The 25279-nt window shown below is 43.1% G+C and carries 23 protein-coding genes; 9 read left to right on the forward strand and 14 right to left on the reverse strand.

What is annotated here, in order from left to right:
- Positions 1–2: 2 nt before the first annotated feature.
- Genes murB through C8322_RS06095 form a run of 3 tightly spaced genes read left to right on the forward strand, consistent with a single transcriptional unit; the run spans position 3 to position 3225 of the window.
- On the forward strand, positions 3–1037 hold the full coding sequence (murB, locus tag C8322_RS06085) for a UDP-N-acetylmuramate dehydrogenase (RefSeq protein ID WP_004815672.1): 1035 nt from the start codon (positions 3–5) through the stop codon (positions 1035–1037).
- Positions 1038–1048: 11 nt separating this feature from the next.
- The gene (locus C8322_RS06090) at positions 1049–2182 is read left to right on the forward strand and encodes a YdcF family protein (protein WP_004815674.1); all 1134 of its coding nucleotides are present in this window, start codon (positions 1049–1051) and stop codon (positions 2180–2182) included.
- Complete coding sequence (locus C8322_RS06095) at positions 2182–3225, forward strand: alpha/beta hydrolase (protein ID WP_004815675.1); 1044 nt, start codon at positions 2182–2184, stop codon at positions 3223–3225. The genes C8322_RS06090 and C8322_RS06095 overlap by 1 nt, the downstream gene beginning before the upstream one ends.
- Positions 3226–3287: 62 nt before the next feature.
- Here the strand turns inward: C8322_RS06095 and C8322_RS06100 are convergent, their stop codons facing one another.
- Both C8322_RS06100 and C8322_RS06105 read right to left on the reverse strand, forming a co-directional pair.
- Positions 3288–4958 carry an FMN-binding glutamate synthase family protein gene (locus C8322_RS06100; protein WP_004815676.1) on the reverse strand — a complete coding sequence of 557 codons (1671 nt, stop codon included), beginning with the start codon at positions 4956–4958 and terminating at the stop codon, positions 3288–3290.
- Between the two features lie 458 nt (positions 4959–5416).
- Entirely contained in the window at positions 5417–6418 is a 1002-nt protein-coding gene (locus C8322_RS06105; RefSeq protein WP_004815677.1) for a helix-turn-helix transcriptional regulator, read from the reverse strand.
- 233 nt (positions 6419–6651) lie between these two features.
- On the opposite strand from C8322_RS06105, the gene C8322_RS06110 reads away from it, so the two are divergent.
- The 5 genes from C8322_RS06110 (at position 6652) to C8322_RS06130 (ending at position 10865) form a co-directional block, all read left to right on the forward strand.
- Positions 6652–8211 (forward strand): circularly permuted type 2 ATP-grasp protein, encoded by a 1560-nt coding sequence (locus C8322_RS06110; protein ID WP_004815679.1) that lies wholly within the window; start codon positions 6652–6654, stop codon positions 8209–8211.
- 23 nt (positions 8212–8234) lie between these two features.
- Entirely contained in the window at positions 8235–8837 is a 603-nt protein-coding gene (locus C8322_RS06115) for an alpha-E domain-containing protein (protein WP_004815680.1), read from the forward strand.
- Positions 8834–9616: a transglutaminase family protein gene (locus tag C8322_RS06120; protein ID WP_004815683.1), complete on the forward strand. Its 783-nt coding sequence runs from the start codon at positions 8834–8836 to the stop codon at positions 9614–9616. The genes C8322_RS06115 and C8322_RS06120 overlap by 4 nt, the downstream gene beginning before the upstream one ends.
- A gap of 12 nt (positions 9617–9628) precedes the next feature.
- A complete protein-coding gene (locus tag C8322_RS06125; protein ID WP_004815684.1) occupies positions 9629–10363 on the forward strand; it encodes a proteasome-type protease in 735 nt (244 codons plus the stop codon).
- A 73-nt stretch (positions 10364–10436) separates the two neighbouring features.
- Positions 10437–10865 (forward strand): BLUF domain-containing protein, encoded by a 429-nt coding sequence (locus C8322_RS06130; RefSeq protein ID WP_004815687.1) that lies wholly within the window; start codon positions 10437–10439, stop codon positions 10863–10865.
- A 44-nt stretch (positions 10866–10909) separates the two neighbouring features.
- On the opposite strand, the gene alr is transcribed toward C8322_RS06130, so the two are convergent.
- The 12 genes from alr to ppsA form a co-directional block, all read right to left on the reverse strand.
- Positions 10910–11980, reverse strand: coding sequence for an alanine racemase (gene alr, locus C8322_RS06135; RefSeq protein ID WP_004815688.1), 1071 nt, complete (start codon positions 11978–11980; stop codon positions 10910–10912).
- A 230-nt stretch (positions 11981–12210) separates the two neighbouring features.
- Positions 12211–13650, reverse strand: a complete 1440-nt coding sequence (gene dnaB, locus C8322_RS06140; protein ID WP_004815691.1) for a replicative DNA helicase — start codon at positions 13648–13650, stop codon at positions 12211–12213.
- Between the two features lie 217 nt (positions 13651–13867).
- Positions 13868–14314 (reverse strand): 50S ribosomal protein L9, encoded by a 447-nt coding sequence (rplI, locus tag C8322_RS06145; RefSeq protein WP_004815692.1) that lies wholly within the window; start codon positions 14312–14314, stop codon positions 13868–13870.
- Positions 14315–14323: 9 nt separating this feature from the next.
- Complete coding sequence (gene rpsR, locus C8322_RS06150) at positions 14324–14551, reverse strand: 30S ribosomal protein S18 (protein ID WP_004278792.1); 228 nt, start codon at positions 14549–14551, stop codon at positions 14324–14326.
- Between the two features lie 12 nt (positions 14552–14563).
- The gene (rpsF, locus tag C8322_RS06155; protein ID WP_004278789.1) at positions 14564–14950 is read right to left on the reverse strand and encodes a 30S ribosomal protein S6; all 387 of its coding nucleotides are present in this window, start codon (positions 14948–14950) and stop codon (positions 14564–14566) included.
- A gap of 458 nt (positions 14951–15408) precedes the next feature.
- The gene (gene cyoE / locus C8322_RS06160; RefSeq protein ID WP_004815695.1) at positions 15409–16287 is read right to left on the reverse strand and encodes a heme o synthase; all 879 of its coding nucleotides are present in this window, start codon (positions 16285–16287) and stop codon (positions 15409–15411) included.
- 10 nt (positions 16288–16297) lie between these two features.
- On the reverse strand, positions 16298–16624 hold the full coding sequence (locus C8322_RS06165; RefSeq protein WP_004815696.1) for a cytochrome o ubiquinol oxidase subunit IV: 327 nt from the start codon (positions 16622–16624) through the stop codon (positions 16298–16300).
- The gene (gene cyoC, locus C8322_RS06170) at positions 16624–17244 is read right to left on the reverse strand and encodes a cytochrome o ubiquinol oxidase subunit III (protein ID WP_004815698.1); all 621 of its coding nucleotides are present in this window, start codon (positions 17242–17244) and stop codon (positions 16624–16626) included. Before cyoC ends, C8322_RS06165 begins: the two co-directional genes overlap by 1 nt.
- A 4-nt stretch (positions 17245–17248) precedes the next feature.
- The gene (gene cyoB / locus C8322_RS06175) at positions 17249–19237 is read right to left on the reverse strand and encodes a cytochrome o ubiquinol oxidase subunit I (RefSeq protein WP_004815701.1); all 1989 of its coding nucleotides are present in this window, start codon (positions 19235–19237) and stop codon (positions 17249–17251) included.
- 3 nt (positions 19238–19240) lie between these two features.
- Positions 19241–20329 carry a ubiquinol oxidase subunit II gene (gene cyoA / locus C8322_RS06180; RefSeq protein ID WP_004815702.1) on the reverse strand — a complete coding sequence of 363 codons (1089 nt, stop codon included), beginning with the start codon at positions 20327–20329 and terminating at the stop codon, positions 19241–19243.
- Positions 20330–20631: 302 nt separating this feature from the next.
- Positions 20632–21426, reverse strand: a complete 795-nt coding sequence (locus tag C8322_RS06185) for an RDD family protein (RefSeq protein ID WP_004815705.1) — start codon at positions 21424–21426, stop codon at positions 20632–20634.
- A 381-nt stretch (positions 21427–21807) separates the two neighbouring features.
- Positions 21808–24180 carry a phosphoenolpyruvate synthase gene (gene ppsA / locus C8322_RS06190; protein WP_004815708.1) on the reverse strand — a complete coding sequence of 791 codons (2373 nt, stop codon included), beginning with the start codon at positions 24178–24180 and terminating at the stop codon, positions 21808–21810.
- Between the two features lie 154 nt (positions 24181–24334).
- Here ppsA and C8322_RS06195 point away from each other — a divergent pair, with 154 nt between their 5' ends.
- Positions 24335–25171, forward strand: coding sequence for a pyruvate, water dikinase regulatory protein (locus C8322_RS06195; protein ID WP_004815709.1), 837 nt, complete (start codon positions 24335–24337; stop codon positions 25169–25171).
- The last annotated feature ends 108 nt before the right edge of the window (positions 25172–25279 follow it).

Raw genomic sequence — 25279 nt, forward strand, 5'->3', positions numbered from 1 at the left:
TCATGCAAATCCAAACACAGGTTCAACTTAAACCTTTTAATACTCTCAGTCTGGATGCAATTGCATCACATTACTGCAAAATTCAATCAAATGATGATCTGATTCAGGCTCTGGATTTTGCCAAACAGCAACAGCTGAATGTTCTGATTCTGTCTGGTGGTAGCAATATGCTTTTACCGGAACAGATTCATGCACTGGTATTGCATATGGACATTCAGGGCATTGAACTGCTGGATGCGGATGATCAGGTGCAACGCCTTCGTGTTGGAGCAGGCCAGAGTTGGCATGATTTTGTATTATGGACCACACAGCAAGACTTTTATGGCCTGCAAAATCTGGCTTTAATTCCAGGTCTTGTTGGTGCTTCGCCAGTACAAAATATTGGTGCCTATGGGGTAGAGGTCGGGGAATTTATTGAAAGCGTTGAAGTCTATGATCGTGAAAATCACAGTTTTAGCTCAATCAAAGCAGCAGATTGTGACTTCGCCTACCGTCATAGTATCTTTAAAGATCATCCGGGTCGTTACATTATTACCCATGTCATCTTCCGTCTGTTGAAACAGCCGGAGCTTAAACTCAATTATGGTGACCTGAAAACAGCAGTGGGTGAGGAACAGACGCCAGAAAATCTGGAGCGCCAAGTGATTCAGATTCGTCAGAGCAAATTGCCTGATCCTAAAGAATATCCAAATGTGGGTAGTTTCTTTAAAAATCCAGTAGTTGATTTACAATTCTTTGACCAAATTGCTCAACAATTCCCGAATTTACCTCATTATCCACAGCCAAATAATCAAGTTAAAATGGCAGCCGGCTGGTTAATTGACCAAAGCGGATGGAAAGGTAAACAGCTGGGGTCAGTCGGTATGTTCCATAAGCAGGCGCTGGTGCTGGTGAATTATGCCAATGCCTCGCTCAAGGACGTGCGTGCAACCTACCAAGCCGTACAGGCGGATGTTCAGGAAAAATTTGGGGTTCTGCTTGAACCGGAGCCAGTTTTATTTGCTGAAAATGGCATGATCCGCTCACATCAGGATTAAAGGATAAATAGATGGATAAAGCACACTGGATGGTTCGAATAGTTCAAGTAGTCTCAGTACTATTTGTGCTGTGCGCACTGTTCGTAGTCTTTCTTTATTCGCCGTTTTATTCACATCTGGTGGTCAAAGGACTGAACTATTTTGTTCCGGTCGAGGTCAATCAGATCGCGGCTGAAAGCCAGAAACAGGCTTCCTTAAGTGTTAATGAAACACTGGAGCCAGGTTCTGAGCTATGGATTGCGCGTCAGGCCTATCTCAAGGTGATGGAAGAAGATATTTCCAAAAATCAGTCACAGAACCTGTCACTGATTCAGGCACGCTATAAAGCTTTACAGCAGTTACTTGAAGATGAACGTGAAGCTGAGGCAGAAAAATCTGAACAGCAGAAAGTTCAGGTACCATTGCTGGTGACTGAAACAGAAGCAGCTGATGTAGTAGAACCAGATGATCTGACTGAATTGTTAAGCTTGAGCAGTGATGAAAATGCTGCCCAGATGGGACAGTTTATAGAATTCTTGAAAAGCTATGATGTTGAACAGCATCAGCAAAATATTGCGCAAATGACCAATGTGGAATTTGCCGAAGACCTCGCGACTTTAAATCATGACCAAACTCAGCCAGTGCAGGATGAGATGTCCAAACCTTATGCTATTGTGGTCTTGGGCGGCGGTTTGACCCTGCATGAAAATGGCAAAGATATTATCGTCAATGACTATACTCGTCTGCGCCTGGAAAAAACCCTGGAAACCGAAAAACAGTATGATCTGCCGATTGTTTTGAGTGGTGTAGAAGCACCGTATATGCAACGCTGGTTGCAGGCCTATGACGTAGATGCCAAACTTCTTGAAGACCGTAGTATGAATACCTGTGAGAATTCCCGTTTCAGCTCATTGCTGTTACAGAAGAAGGGTGGAGCCCCTACGGTGATCTTGATCACGGACCGCTATCATATGCCGCGTACACGCCGTCTGTTCGCACTTAACGGTATTCAGACCATTCCGGTGGAAGCGCCAATGCCAAATTCACTTACTACATGGCGTCCAAGTATTAAAAACTATGATCATAGCCGACGGGCTAACTATGAACTCTTAGCAACACTTCGGGATGTGTGGTTTGGATCAAGTGACTGTCGGGAGGTACCTTAATGTCAGATATCCCATTTTTAAACCCGACAATTCTCAAACAGCTGGAATTACCAGTCCCCAACCGGGATATTACACCACAGCTGTTGCAACCATTAAATCTGAATCGGGACATGCAGTCTACGCTGGAATTACAGGCTTACCGGAAACTGTATGGTTTTGACCTGCTCAATGCGAAACACTGGCAAGGTTATGTGCAAATGCCATTGTTTAAATTGCATGTGCAAGTCTTTGAGCCGGATCTGACCGAAAGCCGTTTTGATAAAATTCAGGGAACGGTGTTTCTATTGCATGGCTATCTAGAACATAGCGGGATCTATCAGCCAATTGTCAAAGAGCTACTGGAAGAAGGGTTTAGTGTACTCACCTTTGATTTGCCGGGGCACGGTTTGAGTAATGGTTCATCAGCCAATATTCAGAACTTTGACCATTATCAGCAGGTATTGCATGCAGTACACCGTTATGTACGTCATGCAACGCAGTTGTCAAAACCATGGTTAGGTATCGGACAAAGTACTGGTGGTGCAATCTGGATGCACCACTTGCTGGAGTTTGCAGAACGTCGTGAAAATCCCTTTGTAGATCGCGTACTGCTACTTTCACCACTGATTCGTCCAGCTAAAACAGCATGGTGGCATAACTCTGTAGGTCTCGGGATTATTCGCCGGATTAAGCGTGAAGTACCACGCCATTTCAGACGTAATAACCATAACCCTGAATTCCTGCGCTTTGTACGTTTAAAAGATCCATTACAACCCCGTATGATGGGCATGGACTGGATTCTCGCGATGTCACGCTGGATGCAGCAGATGGAAGACCGGCCAGCTTGCCGTATTCCGGTATGGCTGGCACAGGGTGCGCAGGATCAGACGGTGGATTGGCGTTATAATATCGAATTTATTCGGCGTAAATTCCGCCTGCAAACCTTGTTGATGTTAGAGGAAGGTTCGCATCAGTTGATTAATGAGCGCGCTGATATTCGTGCGGCACTGACCGGTCTGATTCCAGCCTTTCTGCATGCGCAGGGTGGTCGAACTTATTATTAAGTTCAGATGATGAATAGTAGATAAGGCGATTCTAAAGAATCGCCTTTTTCATTTAGAAGTACTTAAAATTTTTCTGCAGTTGCGATATTCCACATACGGTAATAAAAGTTTTCTTCATCACGATTTTCACAATGGAGGAGCTCATTTTCCTTCATCCAGAAGTGCAATTGTGCATAGTTTTTAATCTCATGGCTGTTGATGCGTTGAGCCAGTTGATGAGGTTTAATACCAGATGGATGACAAACACCAGCAGAAGCGATCATTTCGGAGAGGGCTTTAAGGGTGCTTTTATGATAATTATAAACCCGTTCTGCCTTGCTTGGCACATGTAGCGCCTTTTGGCGGCTCTTATCCTGAGTAGTGACACCAACCGGACACTGGTTAGTATGACAGCTTTGCGCTTGAATACAGCCAATAGCAAACATAAAACCACGCGCTGAGTTGACCCAGTCTGCACCAATGGCGATCGTACTGGCGATATCGAATGCACTAATGATCTTGCCGCTTGCACCAATTTTGATCTGTTTGCGTAATCCTGCACCCACTAATGTGTTATGAACGAACAATAAGCCTTCACGCAGGGGAACGCCAATATTATCAATCATCTCAATCGGTGCTGCACCTGTACCGCCTTCTGAACCATCGACCACAATAAAGTCCGGCAGGATTTTGGTATGCAGCATCGCTTTGACGATACTCATAAATTGCCAGGGCTGCCCCAGACATAGCTTAAAGCCAACCGGTTTGCCACCAGATAGCTCACGTAATTGCTGAATGAATTCCATCATTTCAATTGGTGTGCCAAACGCAGGATGACTGGCTGGTGAAACACAGTCATGTTCGCGGCTAACTCCGCGAATCTCCGCAATTTCCTCAGAAATCTTGGCTTTTGGAAGAATCCCACCATGTCCTGGTTTCGCACCTTGAGACAACTTGATTTCAATCATTTTCACTTGTGGAATTTTGGCTTTCTCCGCAAATTTGACCGGATCAAACTGGCCGTCCAGTGTACGACAACCAAAGTAAGCACTACCAATTTCCCAAACTAGGTCTCCGCCATTTTCCAGATGATAAGGGCTAATACTGCCTTCACCCGTATCATGGTAGAAATTGCCCATTTTGGCACCCAGATTAAGCGCGCGGATGGCATTGGCACTCATACTGCCAAAACTCATGGCGGAGATATTCATGATTGAAGCACTATAAGGCTGCTTGCATTGTTCATTGCCAATCGTAATCCTGAAAGTTGCTGGATCTGCGGGTGGGCAAGGGATAATCGAATGCGTGACAAACTTATAGTCATGGTTATAGACATCGATAATCGAACCAAAAGGTTTGTCAGAATTTTCATTTTTGGCACGTTGATAAACTAGACTGCGCTGCATACGGGAAAAAGGCAGGGCATCCTGATCGGCTTCAATAAAGTACTGGCGAATTTCAGGACGGAACTCTTCAAAGAGGAAGCGGAAATGACCCATAATCGGATAGTTCCTGAGAATAGAATGCCGGTGTTGCAGTACATCATATAGCCCCACCACACTCAGAACAGCGCTAATAATCCACAGCGTATTGACCAGCGTTTGAGGCATGAAATAGTAAATATAGCGGGGCGAATAGCCGATATGAAAGCCGGTAAATACCAACGCAATAAAGATACAAAGGAACCAGATGGAATAGCGTGAAAAGAAGGTATTCAGCAGTTTATGCCGGACAAGTTGAGCTGGATTTGCCATAAAATCTTGATTCCCTGTTGTTCTTATCAGACCTTCAGATTTTCAAGGCTTGGCGGTTTTATACAAGAACAAAATTGTTATTCGATTTTATAGGTTTAACTTGGAAAGATGGTTTAGATTAAAAATTAACCAAAATAATATGTTTAGCAGGAAAAATCCTATGAAAAAAATCTGCAAAAGGCATCGCTTCTTTTTATTTCACATGCAGGAAAAGCTGGTTTAAAGTTATTTTATCCAATAGCGGGGGAGATGGTATGACGAAGAAATCAATCCGGTTCAATACTGCAGAGCTGGCGTGCTCATGTATGTAATGCCCTTAACTATGAAACTTCCTTACTGCATATATCTGGGGGAACAAGACAGATATATGCAGGATCAGCAGCCGATTAACCAGAACAATAACAAAAACAATATAAAAAATTATGAGTCCCGGGAATGGGACTTTTTTATGTCAGTTTTTATGCTTCGTCTTGTTGATATACGGCTCGGAAAACGTGCTCAGGTTCAATTTTTTGAATTTTGTTACCAAAGCTGCGTAGCCACCATACCAGCTGTGAAGTAAAAGGAACCGTGGCACTAATAAGAGCCATACCATGATCAAGTTTTTCAATCTGTTGGTCGCGGCTGAGCTGGCTTTCTTCAAAATAATGTGCATCTGCTTCAGGCATGTGCAGCTTCAGCATGACATTTTCAGTAGGCTGGTCAAAGTTGACCCGGAAGCCCAAAGCACCGGATTCAATATATTCATCAATATCAAAGTTCACCGGATGCAGGGCACGCGTATTTAAAACATTCGCAGACTTAAAGCGGTGCAAGGCAAAGGTCTGAATATCGGATTTGTCATGACGGGTACATACCAGATAAATGATCGAACCTTTCTGTACTAATGCCAGCGGATTAAGAATATAGGTTTTTTCTTCACTATTTTGCCCACGACCCTGATAGATACATTCCAGCTGCTTGTCCTGTAACAGACCTTCATAAACCGCCTGTTGTGCCTGACGGTCGACAACAGGTGGAATCAGCGGCTGAGTCGCAGGAACGATACGGACCCGGTTAATCCATTGTCGTACATTGTTCTGGGTTGACAGGCTGCGACGTGCGAGATCAAACCAGGGATTCATTTCTTCAATCAGACTGGGTGGTAACAGATGTTTGAGATGTTCCTCAACCATCATAAACGTCACTGCTTGTGAACTGGTCATGTGCGGCAGACTTTGAATCGGTGCATCGGAACGCCAACGCCAGCCCTGTGGAATAGTTTTGCTGCTTTCAATGGGAAAACGCTGCGCAATCTGATTCAGGTCACGCTGAATAGTGCGCAAACTAATTTCCACACCTTCACGTTCCAGGATTTCCTGCAATTCGCGAGTGCCCATCCATTTCCCGGTCGTCAGGCGCGATAAAATTTGCCATTGGCGATAAAGGCTATTCGAAGTTTCTTTTTCTTGTGCGGTCATAAGCTGAAATCAGGATCTGCAAATTGAGAAAAAATCATTAACACAATAAAAAATCTCTATTTTTTTCGCAAGTATTTTAAGTAATCGAGGATAGCAGAATAGATACACATTGGTGCAAAAATGCCATTGAGTCCCTCGGAAATAAAGGGATTAATGGTAGGTACAAAAATACCGCATGGCATGGATATTGCTTTGTTAAATATACAATTTGATTACAATACGACGAGGTTTGTATGCTAAAAGAAACCCAGGATACAAATATCACAACGACTATAGAAAATTTTACAACAACGGCGATTAACACTAATTTTACAGAAGCGAAGGACACGGTAGTAACTCACACAGGCAAACCTCTACAAGTGCTGCAGCAAATGGCATCTAAATTCTTTAATGAAATGCGTGATGACCAGAATATGAATGGTCTGGCTGGGCAAAAAATCGAAGAGTGGCTGTCAAATCATACTTTAGATGAGCTTAACACCCTGAATAAATTGGCAAAAGAACATTTTCTTTATGAAGGAATTACCTTTACGGTTTATGGAGATGAAGAAGGCACCGAACGTACTATCCCTTTTGATATTATTCCACGCGTGATTGCGCGCAAGCAATGGAATATGGTGGCACTCGGTTGTGAACAACGTGTTAAAGCGCTGAACCTGTTTTTGCATGATATCTATCATCAGCAGGACATCCTGAAAGCAGGGATTGTGCCTGAACTGCAAGTACTGAGCCATGAGGCTTATCAGCCACACATGTATCAGCATAGTCTGAAAGGCAGCATTTATAGTCAGATCAGTGGCATTGATATTATCCGTGACTCAAAGGGTGAATTCTATGTACTTGAAGATAACCTAAGGACCCCTTCAGGTGTGTCTTATATGCTGGAAAGCCGCAAGATTAGTGAAAAACTGATGCCAGGCCTGTTTGAACAGACACCTATTGCTGGTGTAGAGCAATACCCACATTTACTCAAAGAAATTCTGGCAGAAAACTCAGCTGTCGATAATCCCTTTATCGTGGTTCTGACTCCGGGTCGTTTCAATAGTGCTTACTATGAACATGCTTTCCTGGCAAGGGAAATGGATGTGCCATTAGTGACATCACGTGACCTTTATGTAGAGAACGCGAAAGTTTATGTAAAAACTATACGTGGTCGTCAGCAAGTAGATGTTATTTATAGACGTGTCGATGATGCCTATCTCGATCCGCTTTGTTTTAAACCTGATAGCGCCCTTGGCGTACCAGGCCTGATGTCTGCCTATTTGCAGCACAACGTTGTTATTGCGAATGCACCGGGAACCGGTGTAGCAGATGACAAGTCGATCTATCCTTATGTGGATAAGATGATCAATTTCTACCTTGGTGAACAACCCATTCTGAAGAATGTTCCAACTTACCAATGCCGTGAGGCTAAAGATCTCAGTTATGTATTGGCACATCTTGATGAGCTGGTTGTGAAAGAAGCCCAAGGTTCAGGTGGCTATGGCATGCTGATCGGTCCACAGGCGTCTAGACAGCAGATTGAAACCTTTAGAGAGAAAATCATGGCTGCGCCACATTTATATATTGCCCAACCAACCCTGGATCTGTCCGTCAGCCCAACCTTAACCAATTATGGCATTGCAGAACGTCATATTGATTTGCGTCCATTTGTACTCAGCTCACCTTATCGTACTGAAATCGTACCGGGTGGACTGACACGTGTAGCAATGCAAGCAGGTTCGCTGGTCGTAAATTCCTCCCAAGGCGGTGGCATTAAGGACACCTGGATTGTCGATAATCTCCATTCATAAAAATAGCAAAGAAGGAATTTGTCATGCTTTTACTTAATTCCAATGCGCAACATATTTTTTGGTTGGGTCGCTACTTATCAAGAACGCAGTTTTTATGTACCCATTTTCCATTTTTAGAAGATGATGCGGCAGTCGCGTATGCGCATGCATTCTGCCTGCCAGCCTTTGATGCCAGTTCGCTAAATGAACTGGTGCTGGATCCGGCTCAACCTTATTCATTCCATCAACAGTTTAAAGTGGCGCGTGACAATATTCAGGAACTACGTGGTGTACTGTCTGCCAAAGCTTATGCAGAACTGAACCGCCTGATTCGTACTGCTGATCAGAATGCCGGTTATATCTGTGATGTCGTGACAGATTGTCAGGATATTCTGGAAGGTGAAGCTCCGGATGTGTTTCTGTTTTTTAGTCTGGGTCAATGTCTGGAAAAGCTTGATCAGGAGCTACGTCTAGGTGAAGATACCATCACTACAATTGCAAAAATTGATTATGTGATTGAATCCTTGGTGGAGATGGGCTGGTCAGATCTGAATGAATACTGGAACCAGCTACGTGACCATACTGACCTGATCAATTTTTACCAATTCAGTGATTATATTCATCATATGTTTGAGATTAATGTATGAAGTTGATGGTGAATCACCAAACGCATTATAGCTATACCGAAACTGTCACCAGTAGTATTCAGTACATTAAGATGATGCCTTCCAGTAATGTACATCAGCAAGTGCATTCCTGGGATGTCAGCGTGCTGGGCAGTCGGGAGCTAAGCCGGGATGCCTTTCATAATTTGTGGATTACCAGTACTCAGCGCACACCTTATCAGTACTTAACCATTATGGCGCAAGGTATAGTCGATTTAAATCCCTTGAATAATGATCAGGGAATGAATGACCAGATCAATCCAAACCTGTTCTTGCAGCCGACTTCAACTACTCAGTGTAATGAGGAAATGAAGGACTTTGTAAAACAGTATGTGCCAGCTTCAACACGTCTAAATCTGATCGCCTTGGCTCAGGCGGTATTGGAGCATGTACCGTATATAACAAATAGTAGCTCGGTACATGGATCCGCCATTGATGCTTTTGAGGCGAAACAGGGTGTCTGTCAGGATCATGCACATATTTTCATTGCCATGTGCAAATATCTGGGCTTACCGGCACGTTATGTTTCGGGTTATCTGTATGCTCAAAATACTTCTCATCTGGCCAGTCATGCCTGGGCAGAGGTATTTATTGACCAGGCTTGGTATTGCTTTGATGTAAGTAATCAGTTATTTGTACCTAGTGCACATATTTATGTTGCCATTGGGCGTGACTATTGGGACGTCGCGCCAGTACGTGGGGTAAGAGAAAAGGGCGGAGTGGAATCCATGCATTCCATCGTCCAGGTTCTAAGTTGTTAGTAAGGACAAAAAATGACTTATTGTTGTGCGCTTCGTTTGGAGCAGGGGATGGTGTTCATTAGTGACACTCGCACAAATGCAGGTGTGGATCATATCTCGGTGTTTCGCAAATTATATACCTTTGGTATTCCGGGTGAGCGCGTCATTGTTATTCAGGCATCGGGAAATCTGGCTACGACACAAGCGGTGATCGGGCATATTAAAAATCAGCTGGAACTGAATCAGGAACCTAATATTCTCAGTTTGCATACCATGTTTGAAGTCGCGGAACTGGTCGGTCGCACCTTGAAGCATGTGATTGAAAGTGTAACTACAGATACCATGGAGCAAAGCAACTATTATTGCAGCTTATTGGTGGGAGGTCAGATTGCCGGACAAGATATGCAGCTCTATCATATTTATCCGCAAGGCAACTTTATCTGTGCAACCAGTGATACGCCGTATTTCCAGATCGGGGAAAGTAAATATGGCAAGCCGATTCTGGATCGGGCACTCAGCTATGATATGCCACTAGATGAAGCACTGCGATGTTCACTGATTTCCTTCGCTTCGACTTTACGTTCCAATGTTTCCGTAGGGATGCCGTTGGATGTGCTGGTTTATCATAAAGACACATTTGAAATTCCGGTAGGTAAACGCATTCAGGAAGATGATGAATATTTCACCAAAATCAGTAAGCAGTGGTCGGATACTTTAAAGAAAGGTTTGCAGGAATTACCTAAGCCAACTTTAGATTATTTTCAATAAAACTATCTATCTGTTTGATATCAGGTTACAGTGGCATGCTAAATTTAAGAAAATTTAAATTACAGAGGTTAGCATGCATCATTTTTGTTATGCCAGTCAGAGTACCTCTGATAAGTCGAATTTGCTCGATGACTTAACGGATATTCTGGCCGAGGCACGAGATTTTAATTATCGTCACGATATTACTGGGGCGTTATATTTTGCAGATGGCTATTTTTTTCAATGTCTTGAAGGCAAATTGGAACATCTGAATGTATTATTTGAAAAGCTAAGTAAAGATCCACGGCATGAGAATATCAAACGTTTTGAAATGCGCCCGCTTGAGCAGATTAATTTTGCCGGCTGGTCGATGAAGTATATTTCACGACGCGATGAAATCCGGGACTTTTGTACAAATATGGGTTTTAATGACTTTACACCACATAGTTTTGAACAAGTGCATGTAGACGCGCTATTAACTCAGCTACAAACTCAAGACCAAGAAGAAACTACAGAAAATTAAATTAAAAAGCCCAATTAATATTGGGCTTTTTAATGCACGGTATTTTAAACTAGTTTTCGGACTGGACGTGCAGACATACGACACAGCAATTCATAGCCGATAGTGCCATTTGCTTCAGCGACATCATCGACCAGGCGGGTTTTACCCCACAGTTCTACTTCAGTGCCAAGCTGCAGATTAAGATCAGTTGCATCTATCGCAATCATATCCATTGCGACACGACCAATCACGCGAGTCTGTTGTCCATTAATTGCAACATAATTCTGTTTCGGGAAGGCACGTGGATAACCATCACCATAGCCAATTGAAACAATGGCCAATGTCATGTCCTGATCTGCGGTGAAAGTCGAACCATAACCGACGTGTTCACCCGCTTTAATATGATTTAGCGCAATGACTTCAGCTGTGAAAGTCATCACTGGTTTTAAATCCAGATCATGAATCGTTTTATCTGCAAATGGGGTCGCGCCGTAGAGCATGATACCTGGACGGACAAAGTCAAAATGCAGTTCAGGATATTTATAAATCGCAGCCGAATTACAGCATGACCCCATGAGTGGGGCACAGTCATTTTTTACTTCAAGGAACTGCTGGATTTGCTGTTTATTCAATGGGTGATCAGCATCTGCATTGGCAAAATGCATCGCAAGTACACAAGTAAAACCTTCAGCTTTGAGTTGATTGATCACCTGTTTAATCACATCAATTTTAAAGCCCAGACGGTTCATGCCGCTGTTCAGTTTCACCCAGACTTTAAGGCCTTTAGTGATATAAGCATCTTTATGAGCCAGTAGCCAGTCAAGCTGTGCCTGATGATGTACCACAACTTCAATATTCTGATTGATCACGATCTGAATTTCATCAGCAGAGAAAACACCTTCAATCAGCGTAATCGGTTGCTGATAGCCGAGTTCACGAATTTCCAGTGCTTCCTGAAGGCAGGCGACACCGAAGGCATCGCTATCTTTTAAGGCTGCTAAGCAGTCTTTAACTCCATGTCCGTAAGCATTGGCTTTAACCATGCTGACGATTTTAGCGGTTGGGGCAAGTTGTTTGACACGGTTTAAATTATATTGCAGTGCTGTACTGTCAATATAAACTGTTGCTTGGCGCACCCTAGATACTCCTTCGGGATGACAAAATGATGTTGTGTGAAATACACAAAAGAGGGAGAGAAATAACTGTATTGATAAAACAAAATCAGTCATTTCAAAATTGTAAATATTGTAGTCCTATCTGCCACAAATGGACATGCTCATTTATATAATTTCCTCCAAGGTATGCTTAAGCAATAAAAAAAGAGACCATTTGGGTCTCTTTTTTTAATCAGTTTCAAACACAAGGTTTATTCTTCATCGTCATACTGCGCATAGAACTCAGGAGAGAGGTTACTAAAGCGCGTGTACTGACCTTCGAAGGCTAGACGCACAGTACCAATTGGACCATTACGCTGTTTACCGATAATAATTTCGGCAGTCCCGGCTTCTTTAGATTCCTTGTTATAGACTTCATCACGGTAAATAAACATGATCAAATCGGCATCCTGCTCGATCGCACCAGATTCACGCAAGTCAGACATGACTGGACGTTTGTTTGGACGGTTTTCCAGAGAGCGGTTCAACTGCGATAAGGCAATGACAGGACACTGCATTTCTTTAGCGAGCGCTTTTAAGCTACGGGAAATTTCCGAAATCTCGCCGACACGGTTATCACCCATGCCAGGCACTTTCATGAGCTGCAAGTAATCGACCATGATACAGCCGAGCTTACCGCCATGCATTTTGGCAATGCGACGCGCACGTGCACGAACTTCCGTTGGTGGCAGAGCAGAGGAGTCATCGATATACAGGTTCTTTTCCTGCAAATGCACAATGGTGCTGGTGACTTTAGACCATTCATCACTGTCCATTTTACCAGCACGTAAATGACCCTGATGCACACGACCAAAGGATGAAATCAAACGCATCGCGATCGAGTCGGCTGGCATCTCCATCGAGTAAACCAGGGCAGGCAGATTGTTGTTAAACAGCACACTTTCTACCAGATTCATGGCAAACGTGGTTTTACCCATCGATGGACGGGCTGCAACAATAATCAGGTCACCGGATTGCATGCCGGAGGTTTTATTGTCGAGTTCGACGAAGCCGGTGGTGAGACCAGTAATCGAACCTTCCATTTGTGAAAGTTCATTCAACTTATCAAAGACATCTGCAACGACGGTATTGATTGCCTTCGGCCCTTGTGCCTTGGCATTATTATTATGTTGCTCGGCAATCGAAAAAATATTGGTTTCTGCCAGATCCAGAATTTCACTGACGCTACGACCTTTGGTGTCATAGGCATTTTGCAGGATTTCAGAACTGACTTTAATCATGCTACGTAAGGTCGAGAATTCCTTGATCTTGTTGGCGTAAGTTTCCAGGTTGTAGAAACTTGATGGCGAGTCAGCCATGAGCTGCATCAGGTATTCTTCACCACCAATGGCATCCAGCAGATTCTGTTTAATTAGCCAGTCATGCACCAGTACGGCATCGTAAGGAGAGTTGTCCTTGGACAGCTGATCAATCGCACGGAAGATATATTTATGACGGGTTGCATAAAAATCGTTCTCAGTAAGCACATCACCGACTTGTTCAAAAGATTCGGCAACCGTCATTAAGGCAGCAAGTACAGCTTGTTCAATCGCTAAATTGTGTGGAGGCGTGCGAAACTCCTTGAGCTGAGTATCAGCAACAATTTCTGGTTTAGCGCTGTTGTGCTTAGTGCTGGCATTCGCCTGTGACATATAAAGCCCTGAATTTTAATACAATGGTTTAAATATTCTCGGAGATGGATAGCAACTATCAACTACGAAGTGAAATAATACGCGTTCCGTTAAAAAATGCGAAGTGTATTTTTAAAATTACGCGAATAATAAAATGAAAGTGAGATATGCCATATCTTCGAATTATTTTAGATAAAAAAAGAGCATGCCAAAGCATGCTCTTTTTCTTGGTGAGAAATTACTCAGCTACGATAGTAACTAGAACTTCTGCAACAACATCATGGTGCAATTGGATTGCGATGTTGAATTCACCAGTGTTACGAAGTGCGCCATTTGGAAGACGTACTTCTGCACGGTCAACTGTAAGACCAGCATTTGTCAACGCGTCAGCGATGTCACGAGTACCGATAGAACCGAACAGTTTACCTTCATCACCAGCTTTCGCAGTGATTACGATATTTACTTCGTTCAATTGGTCAGCACGTGCTTGAGCAGCAGCTAAAATATCAGCTTCAGCTTTCTCAAGTTCAGCACGACGAGCTTCAAAAGCCGCAGTGTTTGACTCAGTAGCAGCAACTGCCATACCTTGTGGGATCAAGAAGTTACGGCCGTAACCAGCTTTAACTGAAACTTTATCACCAAGTTTACCAAGGTTTTTAATGCGTTGTAATAAGATAATATCCACAGCTCAACCTCACTTATGATTGTCAGTGTAAGGGATCAAAGACAAGTAGCGAGCTTGTTTGATAGCAAGCGCTAATTGACGTTGGTAACGAGCTTTAGTACCTGTAATACGGCTAGGAACAATCTTGCCGTTTTCAGTGATGTACTGTTTTAAAGTGTCGATATCTTTGTAGTCGATGTACGTAACGTTCTCAGCTGTAAAGCGGCAGAACTTGCGACGACGGTAAAAACGTGCCATGTTAGGTTCTCCTTATGCTTCAGCAGAGTCTTGAGCGTGTTGTGCTTCTTCACGTTGAGCTTTACGCGCACGTTTTTCTTCAGCACTCTTAGCCAATAGTGACTCTTCAGTGATAGCGTTTTCACGACGGATGATAAGGCTACGAATGATTGCGTCGTTATAACGGAATAATTCTTCAAGCTCATCAAGAGTAGTTTGACCACACTCAACATTCATAAGAATGTAGTGAGCTTTGTGGATCTTGTTGATTGGGTAAGCCAATTGACGACGGCCCCAGTCTTCAAGACGGTGGATTTGACCTTCAGCTTCTTTGATGTGAGTTAGGTAACGTTCTACCATACCCACAACTTGATCGCTTTGGTCTGGATGTACCAATAGTACGATTTCGTAGTGACGCATTGTCAGCTCCTTACGGTTTAAACAGCCCCAATTTTTAAGTCAATTGAAGCAAGGAGTCACAACCAAGGTTGTGTCGCAATATTTGTGAAGCGTGAAGTTTAGTGGGTTTTGGGGAGAAATACAACCAGATTGGCAAGAATTGCATAATTAAACAGCAGTTTTGTACGGGCTGGAATGAGTAGCACAGAAAAGAGAAGAGAAAATTGACTGAGATTAATTAATTGGTGATTCAATGATGGTTGGTAATGAGATAATTCTAATCTCGCCATAATGAGTATCTTTTTATTCAAGTAGAATTCTTATTTTATGCGTTAAATGCACTTTAGAAAGATTGAAGTGTATTTTTGCAGTTGGTTTCAGAAAGACAGGGTTTATAAAGATAAGAGCAGAAGTATTTAAAAAAGAGTCGGGGAAATAACAGGCTCAAATAAAAAAAGATAGAGTAAAACTCTATCTTTTTAAAAAATGATATAAGGCATCTTTGGAGCAGTCGATGTAAAGCAGAACAGAATACTGATCACAGTAATCAGCTTCACAGAATACATAAAATACTGCTTGGCCCACGCCTCATCATCTTTAACCTTAAAGCCCTGAATACTTAAATAAATCCAGTACAGGGTTAAGATGTTCAACACCGCCATATAGAGCCAGTTGGCATAGCCAAAGAAAAACAGGCCATTCATGACAACACCAAACAGAATCACATAAATCAGCGATTCGACCTTGGTGCGGTGAATTGAACGTGCTACAGGTAGAATAGGAATACCTGCATTTTTGTAATCTTGAAAACGGTAAACTGCAATTCCCCACGAGTGAGGCATTTGCCAGAAGGCATACCCAACGAAGATCAGCAGGGCACCTAAGTCAAACTGATTTGCAACAGCGGTATAACCAATCACAGGCGGAGCTGCGCCAGAAATACTGCCTACCAGTGTCTGGTGAATAGTTGTTCGTTTTGTCCATAAGCTGTAAAAACCAACGTATACGACAAAACCAATAACTGCGAATAGGAAAGCGTATGCATTTACCCAAAGCCAGAGAACACTAAAACCGACCAGACCTAATACAAAAGCAAAGACAAGTGCGACAGGTTCAGAAATGGTTTTTTTAACAAGAGCACGATTTTGTGTGCGCTGCATTTTCTGGTCGATGTCTTGGTCAATTACATTATTGACCACACATCCTGATGCTACAACGAATGTAGTACCAAAAAGGGTAAGGAGCAGGAGAAGGAAATCTACAGAACCTTGAGCGGCTACAAAGTAGCCGCCCAAAGTGGTAACAAAGTTACCAAAGAGAATTCCTGGCTTAGTCAGGAATAAATACTTTTTCAGCATGACAACCAGTTTAGATCATCATGTTGTAGTGAAGGTAGTTCATGATCCATACAGAACCTACTAAAAGAATAGCAATGGTTAAGATGGTATACACAAATGCAATTACGTTCCAGCGTTGCTCTGAAGAAGAGTTCATGTGCAGGAAGTAAATCAGCTGTACAAGAATCTGAGCAACCGCAGTGATCGCGATGACAGTAATCAAGATACCACGGCCAAAACCGCCCGCCATAACCATACCGAATGGAATTACAGTAAGGATAACAGACAGAATGAAGCCGATAGTGTATTGCTTCACGTTACCGTGTGATTCGCCAGCAGCGTTATGATCATGACTCATTACAGAACTCCCATCAAGTAAACTACGCTGAATACACAGATCCATACGATGTCAAGGAAGTGCCAGAACAAGCTTAGGCAAGCTAGACGACGCGTGTTTGCAAGAGTCAAACCATATTTCTTGATTTGAATCATAAGCACGATCATCCAGACCAGACCAGAAGTTACGTGAATACCGTGCGTACCTACCAAAGTAAAGAACGCAGATAAGAACGCACTTGTGCTTGGACCGTGACCCGCATGAACTAAGTGATTGAACTCATATAGTTCCATGCCGATGAAGATAGCACCGAATACCCAAGTAATCGCTAACCAAGTCAGTACTTTTGCAACGTCTTTTTTGTATGCAGCAAGAACTGCAAAACCAAAGGTTACAGAAGAGATCAGAAGGGCGAAGGTTTCAGTAAGAACGAAACCTAAAGAATCGCCAAACAGATCTTTCGCGCTTGGAGTGCCCACAGGAATGTGGCTACTCAAAACAGCGAATGCAATGAAGAGTGTACCGAAAAGGACAAGGTCACTCATCAAGTAAGTCCAGAAACCAAAGACAGTGATGTCAGTATCATCGTGATGATGATGCTCATCGTGTCCGTGGTTGTCGTGATGAAGTACTTCAGCCATGGTCTTAGTCCTTCTTCAAGTGTTTTTCAAGGATCGCATAGCGTTCACTTTCGATACGCTCAACTTCAGCAGCTGGAACATAGTAATCCACTTTCTTGGTGAAAGAAGAAACGATGAAGCTGATGATAGATGCAACGAAAGTAACAACTACTAACCACCAGATGTGCCAGATTAACGCGAAGCCCATAACAGTGATGAACATGGCGATAACGAAACCAGCAGCACGGTTAGTCGGCATATGGATGTCTTCGTACTTGGTTGGTTTTGCGTATGCAACACCATTCTCTTTGTCAGTCCAGAAAGTATCAATACCATTGATCTTTGGAAGGTAAGCAAAGTTATAGAATGGAGATGGAGACGAAGTAGCCCACTCAAGTGTACGACCATCCCAGATATCGCCTGTATAGTCCATATTTTGTTCGCGTTGCAAGAAACCAACAACGATCTGCATAATGAAGCAGGCAATACCTAGTGCAATAAGAATCGCACCGAACATCGCGATATTTACATATGGGTCCCATTCTGGGTTGTCAAATGTATTCAGACGACGAGTCATACCCATGAAACCAAGGATATAAAGTGGCATGAATGCAAAGTAGAAACCGAAGAACCAGAACCAGAATGCTGCTTTACCCCAAGTTTCATTTAGTTTCCAACCAAACATTTTTGGCCAGTAGTAAATGATACCTGCGAACATTGCGAATACTACACCACCAATAATTACGTTATGGAAGTGAGCGATCAGGAATAAAGAGTTATGTACCAGGAAGTCCGCTGGTGGAACTGCCATCAATACACCTGTTAAACCACCGATACCGAAAGTCACAAGGAAGCCAAGTGTCCATAGCATTGGAGTAGTGTAAGTAATGCGGCCCTTGTACATGGTGAACAACCAAGAGAAGATTTTTACACCAGTCGGGATCGCAATAATCATGGTCATGATACCGAAGAACGCGTTAACGTTGGCACCAGCACCCATGGTAAAGAAGTGGTGAACCCAAACAACCAGTGAAAGAACACCAATTGCTACAGTTGCGTACACCATAGATTTGTAGCCGAACAATGCTTTGCGTGAGAACACTGAAGTCACTTCTGAGTAAATACCAAAAGCTGGTAATACCAAGATATAAACTTCTGGGTGACCCCAAGTCCAAATCAAGTTCACGTACAACATTGGGCTACCACCCATGTCATTTGTGAAGAAGTGGAAACCGAAGTAACGGTCAAGAGACAGCATTGCAAGTGTTGCAGTTAACACTGGGAAGGTTGCAACGATTAACACAACTGTTACAAGCGAAGTCCAAGTGAAAATCGGCATATCCATCATCTTCATGCCAGGCGCACGCATTTTGATGATGGTAACAAAGAAGTTAACACCAGTAAGAAGCGTACCTAGACCTGAAACCTGAAGTGCCCAGATATAGTAGTCAACACCGACACCTGGAGAATATTCAATGCCTGATAATGGAGGGTATGCCATCCAACCAGTTGCAGCGAATTCACCAAGAGCCAGAGACACCATCATCAGACCCGCAGCACCAGCAAATAGCCAGAAGCTTAGAGAGTTCAATAATGGGAAGGCAACGTCACGTGCACCGATTTGAAGCGGTACAGCTACGTTCATTAAGCCAACTACAAGACCCATTGCTACGAAGAAGATCATGATCACGCCGTGCGCGGTAAAGATCTGGTCATAGTGTTCTGGGTGCAAGTAACCTTCACCACCACCTTTTGCAAGGAACTGCTGAAGACGCATCATGATCGCATCGGCGAAACCACGCACGAGCATGATAATCGACACGAAGATATACATGATACCGATTTTTTTATGGTCTACAGATGTGAACCATTCGTTCCACAGGTAGCCCCATTTTTTGAAGTAGGTGATACCAGCAACAACTGCGATACCGCCTAAGATCATCATTGCAACAGTAACCAATACGATTGGATCGTAAGGAATTGCATCTGGACCTAACTTACCTAATAAGTTCATGTCTTATTCCCCTTGAGAAGCAGTCGCATGTGCATCAGCTACATGTGCTTCAGAAGCAGCAGCTTCTTCGTGCGCAACACCGTGCTCTGCAGCAGGAGCTGAGTGGTCAGCACCATGGTAGTTGCTCATGTAGTGATTAATCACAGATTCAAACAAACCTTGCTCTACAGAAGAGTAATAAGTCACTGGATGTGGCTTAGTTGGGTAAGGCTTCATAGCTTCAGCAGCAGCCTTCTCTTCAGGAGTATTTGCTTTTGCGATCAGCGCTTCAATCTGGTGTTTACCACGGTTGCCGTCACGCAGAGATGCGAATTCAGCCTGGTCTAGAACAGTTTTTTGAACTGCTTCTGGATTTACTGAAGTACCGTTACCTGCTTGAACAGCAGAAACCCATTCAGCAAACTGAGCATCAGTCACAGAGTGAGCGCGAAAGCGCATTTGTGAGAAGCCATAACCAGAATAGTTAGAAGAGAAACCGCGGTAGCCTTCAGCTGGGCTAGTTTCATCTGCCAACAGGTTCAGGTGAGTTTGCATACCCGCCATTGCATAGATCTGACCACCTAACGCAGGGATGAAGAATGAGTTCATCGTGAAGTTAGAAGTGATACGAAGGCTAACCGGAGTTTTCTCAGGGAAGCGGATTTCGTTAACAGTCGCAATGCCTTGCTCTGGGTAGATGAAGACCCATTTGAACTGTTCAGCAATAACTTGAACGGTCAATGGTGCCTTGTCAGCCTCAAGCGGACGGTACGGGTCGTACTTGTGGGAACCCCACCAAGTTAACCAGGCAAGAATAGCAATAATAATAACTGGGATACCCCAAACTACAATTTCAATTGCAGTAGAGTGTGCCCAAGTAGGTTTATAGTCTGCGTCTTTATTCGATGCGCGATATTTCCAACCGAACCATAATGCCATGATTGCTGATGGAATAACCACCAGAAGCATTAAGTAAATCGCAGTCATCATCAGGCTACTTTGGCCTGCTGCAACTGGACCTTTAGAGTTCAGAAGTACTAAATCACCACCACACCCTGTTAAAAGTGCGGACATCGCAGATAAAGACAATACAGCTAAAATCGTTTGTCTCATTTTACAACCTCGGTGAAGAGTCCCATTCCCTAAATTAATATGGGATAGCGATTAAAGTGTCGCATGATTAAAAAGATTCATTTGTTAACAAAAAATCTTCCTAATCATGAGACACCGCTACGTTGTAGGGCATTATGCCTGATTACAACAAACTAAGCTATATATAAAGAGGCTTTAAATGACTGTAATAAAAACCGATTTTACTGCTCGGGATTGTCGAATATTTATAGTAATTTTATTTTAATTTCAAAGTTATGAGCGAAAAAAGGGATGCAGAGCATCCCTTTAAAGAGAACTTAATTTTATTGCTTGATCACCTTGGTTTTCGCCAGTTTATCGTGCAAAGTCTGACGGTTTTTGCCCAAACCGAAAATCCAGTCCACAAGCGAGAACAATGGAATAAAATAAATTGTAGGCAAAATGAACACGATACTGCGCAAAGTAAAGGCACGCATGAGTGAGGTTTGAGTACCAGTTTCAGCATCTACAATCTTAATTTTAGTCAGTTTTTTACCAATGCTTTGACCAGATTTTGCAATCAGGTAACCTTGGATAACCAGCATGATCAGCAGATATAAACCTGCTGCTGTCCAAGCCTGAGTAGAGAACATATCCAGCATTTGAGACTGCAATTCCAGCACGCTGTTCTGATCTGCATTGCCACCCATAGCCTGCGTCATGATCTGCTCATTTAGCTGGGTAAAACGCAGTTTTTCTTCAGCTGTGAAGAAGGCAGTCAAAATGAAAGTTGCTGGAATCCAGAGCAGCAGGTCGACGAACTTGGCAAAAATACGTGCAGGAATACTCGCCAGTTCAGATGTATTCGCTTTTGGTGCAGGACGTGCATAAGTATTGGTTTGTGCTGCAGGCTGCTCAAATGGTGCTGCTGGCTCGGCAACTGGTGCAGGTGGAATATAACCTTCAGGTTCATAAACGAATTTACCCTGCGTGAGCTCACCCAAAGCTTTCCATTCGGTCATGCCTTGGTGCCAGGCCAAATCAGTCAATAATACTTGCTGGCTTGCAAGCATCTGATTTAGCTGTTCAAGCGTATATGGTCCAGCTTGTTGATTATTTCGTGCCAGGTAAATCTGCATAAAGACTGAATCTCAAAATGTACGTTGAAAAGGTTTAGCTTCGATTTTATTGAATTATAGCCATAACACAAACAAAATCTTAAGCTAAACATGCGCATATGTCGGACATTTTTAGGTGAAGTACAACCAAAACAACACAAAAGAAAACGAATTTGATTTAGGAAACTAAAAAAATCCAAATTTTTAGCCATCTACAAAAAATAAAGTATCCAAGATTGATGGTTTAAAAACTGTAATTTTAATGTAATGACGAAGAATTTTCTGCTGATAAATATCAAAGGGATGATTAGTTAAATCTAATATCTTAAATTCATGTAAAATTTATTACTGAAATAAAAAAGACCCTCATTTGAGGGTCTTTTTTATTTACTGAATTTCAGCTTATTTAGCTTCTTGATCAGCAAGGAAGAACCAGGTATCCAATACTGAGTCTGGATTTAAAGATACAGATTCAATACCTTGTTCCATTAACCATTTTGCAAGATCTGGGTGATCTGAAGGGCCTTGACCACAGATACCTACATATTTACCTGCTTTACGGCAAGCCTGGATCGCCATAGAAAGAAGGACTTTCACAGCGGCATCACGTTCGTCGAACAGGTGAGATACGATACCAGAGTCACGATCTAGACCTAGTGTTAACTGAGTCAAGTCGTTAGAACCGATAGAGAAGCCATCGAAGTGTTCAAGGAATTGATCAGCTAACAGCGCGTTAGTTGGCAATTCACACATCATGATAACTTTAAGACCATTTTCACCACGTTTCAGGCCATTTAATGCCAGTAGCTCAATGACACGTTTCGCTTCGTTTACAGTACGTACGAAAGGAATCATGATTTGTACGTTGGTCAAACCCATTTCGTCACGAACTTTTTTCAGTGCACGGCATTCAAGTTCGAAGCAGTCACGGAAGTTGTCAGAAACGTAGCGGCTTGCACCACGGAAGCCCAGCATCGGGTTTTCTTCTTCTGGTTCATACAACTTGCCACCGATCAGGTTCGCATATTCGTTTGACTTGAAGTCAGACATACGTACGATCACTGGCTTGTCAGCGAATGCAGCAGCAAGGGTAGAAATACCTTCAACCAGTTTTTCCACATAGAATTCGATTGGAGATGCATAACCCGCAGTACGCGCCATCACAGCAGCACGCGTTTCACGAGGCAGACTGTCAATGTTCAGCAATGCTTTAGGATGTACACCGATCATGCGGTTAATGATGAACTCAAGACGAGCAAGACCAATACCTTCGTTCGGAATTTGTGCGAAGTCAAATGCACGATCCGGGTTACCTACGTTCATCATGACTTTGAATGGAAGTTCAGGCATAGATTCGATTGAGTTCGTTTGAACTTCAAAATCAAGCGCGCCTTCGTAGATGAAACCAGTATCACCTTCAGCACAAGATACAGTCACTTCCTGACCGTCTACCAGTACTTCAGTTGCATTACCACAACCAACGATTGCTGGAACACCCAGTTCACGTGCAATGATTGCAGCGTGACAAGTACGACCACCACGGTTGGTCACAATTGCAGCAGCACGTTTCATCACCGGTTCCCAGTCCGGGTCAGTCATGTCAGATACAAGTACGTCACCGTCTTGTACTTTGTCCATTTCTTTAATAGAGCTAACAATACGAACTTTACCAGAACCGATACGTTGACCGATTGAACGGCCTTCACATACTACTGAACCTTTCTGTTTCAACAGGTAACGTTCCATCGTACCAACGTTCTCACGGCTTTTTACAGTTTCAGGGCGCGCCTGAACGATGTACAGTTTGCCGTCATCACCGTCTTTTGCCCACTCGATGTCCATTGGCGCACCGTAGTGTTTTTCAATGATCAGTGCTTGTTTAGCTAGTTCTTGAAGTTCCTGGTCATTTAAAGCGAACTGTTGACGTTCAGCTTTTTCAACATCTACTACAACTACTGATTTACCAGCAGCGCCTTCTTCACCATAAATCATTTTCTGGTGTTTAGAACCAAGATTACGACGCAGGATCGCGTGCTTACCAGCATTTAGAAGTGGTTTAGAGATATAGAATTCGTCAGGGTTAACTGCGCCCTGTACAACCATTTCACCCAAACCGTAAGAAGCGGTGATGAATACTGCATCACGGAAGCCTGATTCAGTATCCAGTGTGAACATTACACCAGCTGCGCCAGTTTCAGAGCGAACCATACGTTGTACGCCAGCAGAAAGGGCAACCACGTCATGGGCAAAGTTTTGGTGTACGCGGTAAGAGATTGCGCGGTCATTGTATAAAGATGCGAAAACTTCTTTGATCGCAATCAATACATTGTCGATGCCACGGATGTTCAAGAAAGTTTCTTGCTGACCAGCAAAAGACGCGTCTGGTAAGTCTTCTGCAGTTGCAGATGAACGAACAGCAACCGCGATGTCAGGGTTGCCGTTAGAAAGTGCGTCAAATGCTGCACGAACTTCTTGTTCTAATGCTGCAGTAAGCGGAGTCTCTACAATCCATTGGCGAATTTTAGCGCCAGTTTCAGCAAGAGCGTTTACGTCATCAACGTTTAGGCTGGCAAGCTCTGCATTGATTTTAGCGTTTAGGCCGCTTTGCTCGAGAAATTCACGATATGCACCAGCAGTTGTTGCAAAACCACCTGGTACAGATACGCCAGCGTTTGCTAGGTGGCTGATCATTTCGCCCAAAGATGAGTTTTTCCCACCAACAAGCTCAACATCGTGTTTCCCTAATTTTTCCAGACCAATTACGCGCGCTTCCAAAGTTGTTACTCCACTTTTGCAGTATTAATCATTATCTTGGCATGAGAGTATAGCAAATCACCTAGGTGGATGATTTTACTAAGCGACAGTCATGTAAGATCGGTTTACTATAAAGATTATATAGTACGAAGACAAATGTTTGAGGAGAATTTTAATGTCGGAAGGTAAACAGATAAAGCGTAGTGTTTTCTTCATTTCTGATGGTACTGCGATCACCGCAGAGACGCTGGGACACTCACTTTTGGCACAGTTCCCTCATGTCGATTTTGATATACATATCATTCCCTATATAAGCTCTGAAGAAGCTGCGACCAATGTCGTAGCCGAGATCAATGCACGTGCCCACGAGGAAGGACAGAAACCACTGGTTTTTGATACTTTGGTGGACCCATATGTGCGTGATATTATTAATACGGCTAATGCAGTAAATCTTGATGTATTTGAAGGGCTTATTAGTAAACTATCCGAAGAGCTAGGTACAGATCCAACGACGCTGGTAGGACAAACTCATGCGGTAACCGACTCTGCTTCCTATAAAGCGCGTATTGATGCTGTACATTTTGCTCTGGATAATGATGATGGCGCGCGTACTCGTCATTATGACAAGGCCGATCTGATCCTGATTGGGGTATCACGTTCTGGTAAAACACCGACTTCGATTTATCTTTCTCTACAGTTTGGAATTCGTGTTGCAAACTACCCACTGACTGAAGAAGATCTGGATGATAACCGTCTGCCAGCTGTGCTGCGCCCGCATAAAAACAAGCTTTTCGGCCTTATGATTGATGCTGATCGCCTTGTGGCAATCCGTACTGAACGTAAGGCAAATAGCCGTTATGCCAGCTTTAGTCAGTGCCAGATGGAACTGCGTGCGATTGAAGGAATTTACATTTCAGAGGGTATTAAATATCTGAATGTGTCCGAGATGTCGATTGAAGAAATCTCGACACGTGTACTGCAAATGACTGGTTTAAAACGTCGTATTGGATAAGGTCCTAGTTCATGGAGTCAAAGCTGGTTTTTGACTCCATTGGTTATCAAAATTTATATATTAAAATAATTAATGATAGGAATTAACGATGATAAGATAGTTGATATC

The sequence above is a fragment of the Acinetobacter sp. SM1B genome (genome assembly GCF_003289665.1).
GTDB classification, from domain to species: Bacteria; Pseudomonadota; Gammaproteobacteria; order Pseudomonadales; family Moraxellaceae; genus Acinetobacter; species Acinetobacter schindleri.

What these genes read in the sequence shown, in the direction of transcription:
- murB (WP_004815672.1), top strand. Translation starts at nt 3, where the DNA reads ATGCAAATCCAAACACAGGTTCAACTTAAACCTTTTAATACTCTCAGT.
- C8322_RS06090 (WP_004815674.1), top strand. Translation starts at nt 1,049, where the DNA reads ATGGATAAAGCACACTGGATGGTTCGAATAGTTCAAGTAGTCTCAGTA.
- C8322_RS06095 (WP_004815675.1), top strand. Translation starts at nt 2,182, where the DNA reads ATGTCAGATATCCCATTTTTAAACCCGACAATTCTCAAACAGCTGGAA.
- C8322_RS06100 (WP_004815676.1), bottom strand. Translation starts at nt 4,958, where the DNA reads ATGGCAAATCCAGCTCAACTTGTCCGGCATAAACTGCTGAATACCTTC.
- C8322_RS06105 (WP_004815677.1), bottom strand. Translation starts at nt 6,418, where the DNA reads ATGACCGCACAAGAAAAAGAAACTTCGAATAGCCTTTATCGCCAATGG.
- C8322_RS06110 (WP_004815679.1), top strand. Translation starts at nt 6,652, where the DNA reads ATGCTAAAAGAAACCCAGGATACAAATATCACAACGACTATAGAAAAT.
- C8322_RS06115 (WP_004815680.1), top strand. Translation starts at nt 8,235, where the DNA reads ATGCTTTTACTTAATTCCAATGCGCAACATATTTTTTGGTTGGGTCGC.
- C8322_RS06120 (WP_004815683.1), top strand. Translation starts at nt 8,834, where the DNA reads ATGAAGTTGATGGTGAATCACCAAACGCATTATAGCTATACCGAAACT.
- C8322_RS06125 (WP_004815684.1), top strand. Translation starts at nt 9,629, where the DNA reads ATGACTTATTGTTGTGCGCTTCGTTTGGAGCAGGGGATGGTGTTCATT.
- C8322_RS06130 (WP_004815687.1), top strand. Translation starts at nt 10,437, where the DNA reads ATGCATCATTTTTGTTATGCCAGTCAGAGTACCTCTGATAAGTCGAAT.
- dnaB (WP_004815691.1), bottom strand. Translation starts at nt 13,650, where the DNA reads ATGTCACAGGCGAATGCCAGCACTAAGCACAACAGCGCTAAACCAGAA.
- rpsR (WP_004278792.1), bottom strand. Translation starts at nt 14,551, where the DNA reads ATGGCACGTTTTTACCGTCGTCGCAAGTTCTGCCGCTTTACAGCTGAG.
- rpsF (WP_004278789.1), bottom strand. Translation starts at nt 14,950, where the DNA reads ATGCGTCACTACGAAATCGTACTATTGGTACATCCAGACCAAAGCGAT.
- cyoE (WP_004815695.1), bottom strand. Translation starts at nt 16,287, where the DNA reads ATGCTGAAAAAGTATTTATTCCTGACTAAGCCAGGAATTCTCTTTGGT.
- C8322_RS06165 (WP_004815696.1), bottom strand. Translation starts at nt 16,624, where the DNA reads ATGAGTCATGATCATAACGCTGCTGGCGAATCACACGGTAACGTGAAG.
- cyoC (WP_004815698.1), bottom strand. Translation starts at nt 17,244, where the DNA reads ATGGCTGAAGTACTTCATCACGACAACCACGGACACGATGAGCATCAT.
- cyoB (WP_004815701.1), bottom strand. Translation starts at nt 19,237, where the DNA reads ATGAACTTATTAGGTAAGTTAGGTCCAGATGCAATTCCTTACGATCCA.
- cyoA (WP_004815702.1), bottom strand. Translation starts at nt 20,329, where the DNA reads ATGAGACAAACGATTTTAGCTGTATTGTCTTTATCTGCGATGTCCGCA.
- C8322_RS06185 (WP_004815705.1), bottom strand. Translation starts at nt 21,426, where the DNA reads ATGCAGATTTACCTGGCACGAAATAATCAACAAGCTGGACCATATACG.
- C8322_RS06195 (WP_004815709.1), top strand. Translation starts at nt 24,335, where the DNA reads ATGTCGGAAGGTAAACAGATAAAGCGTAGTGTTTTCTTCATTTCTGAT.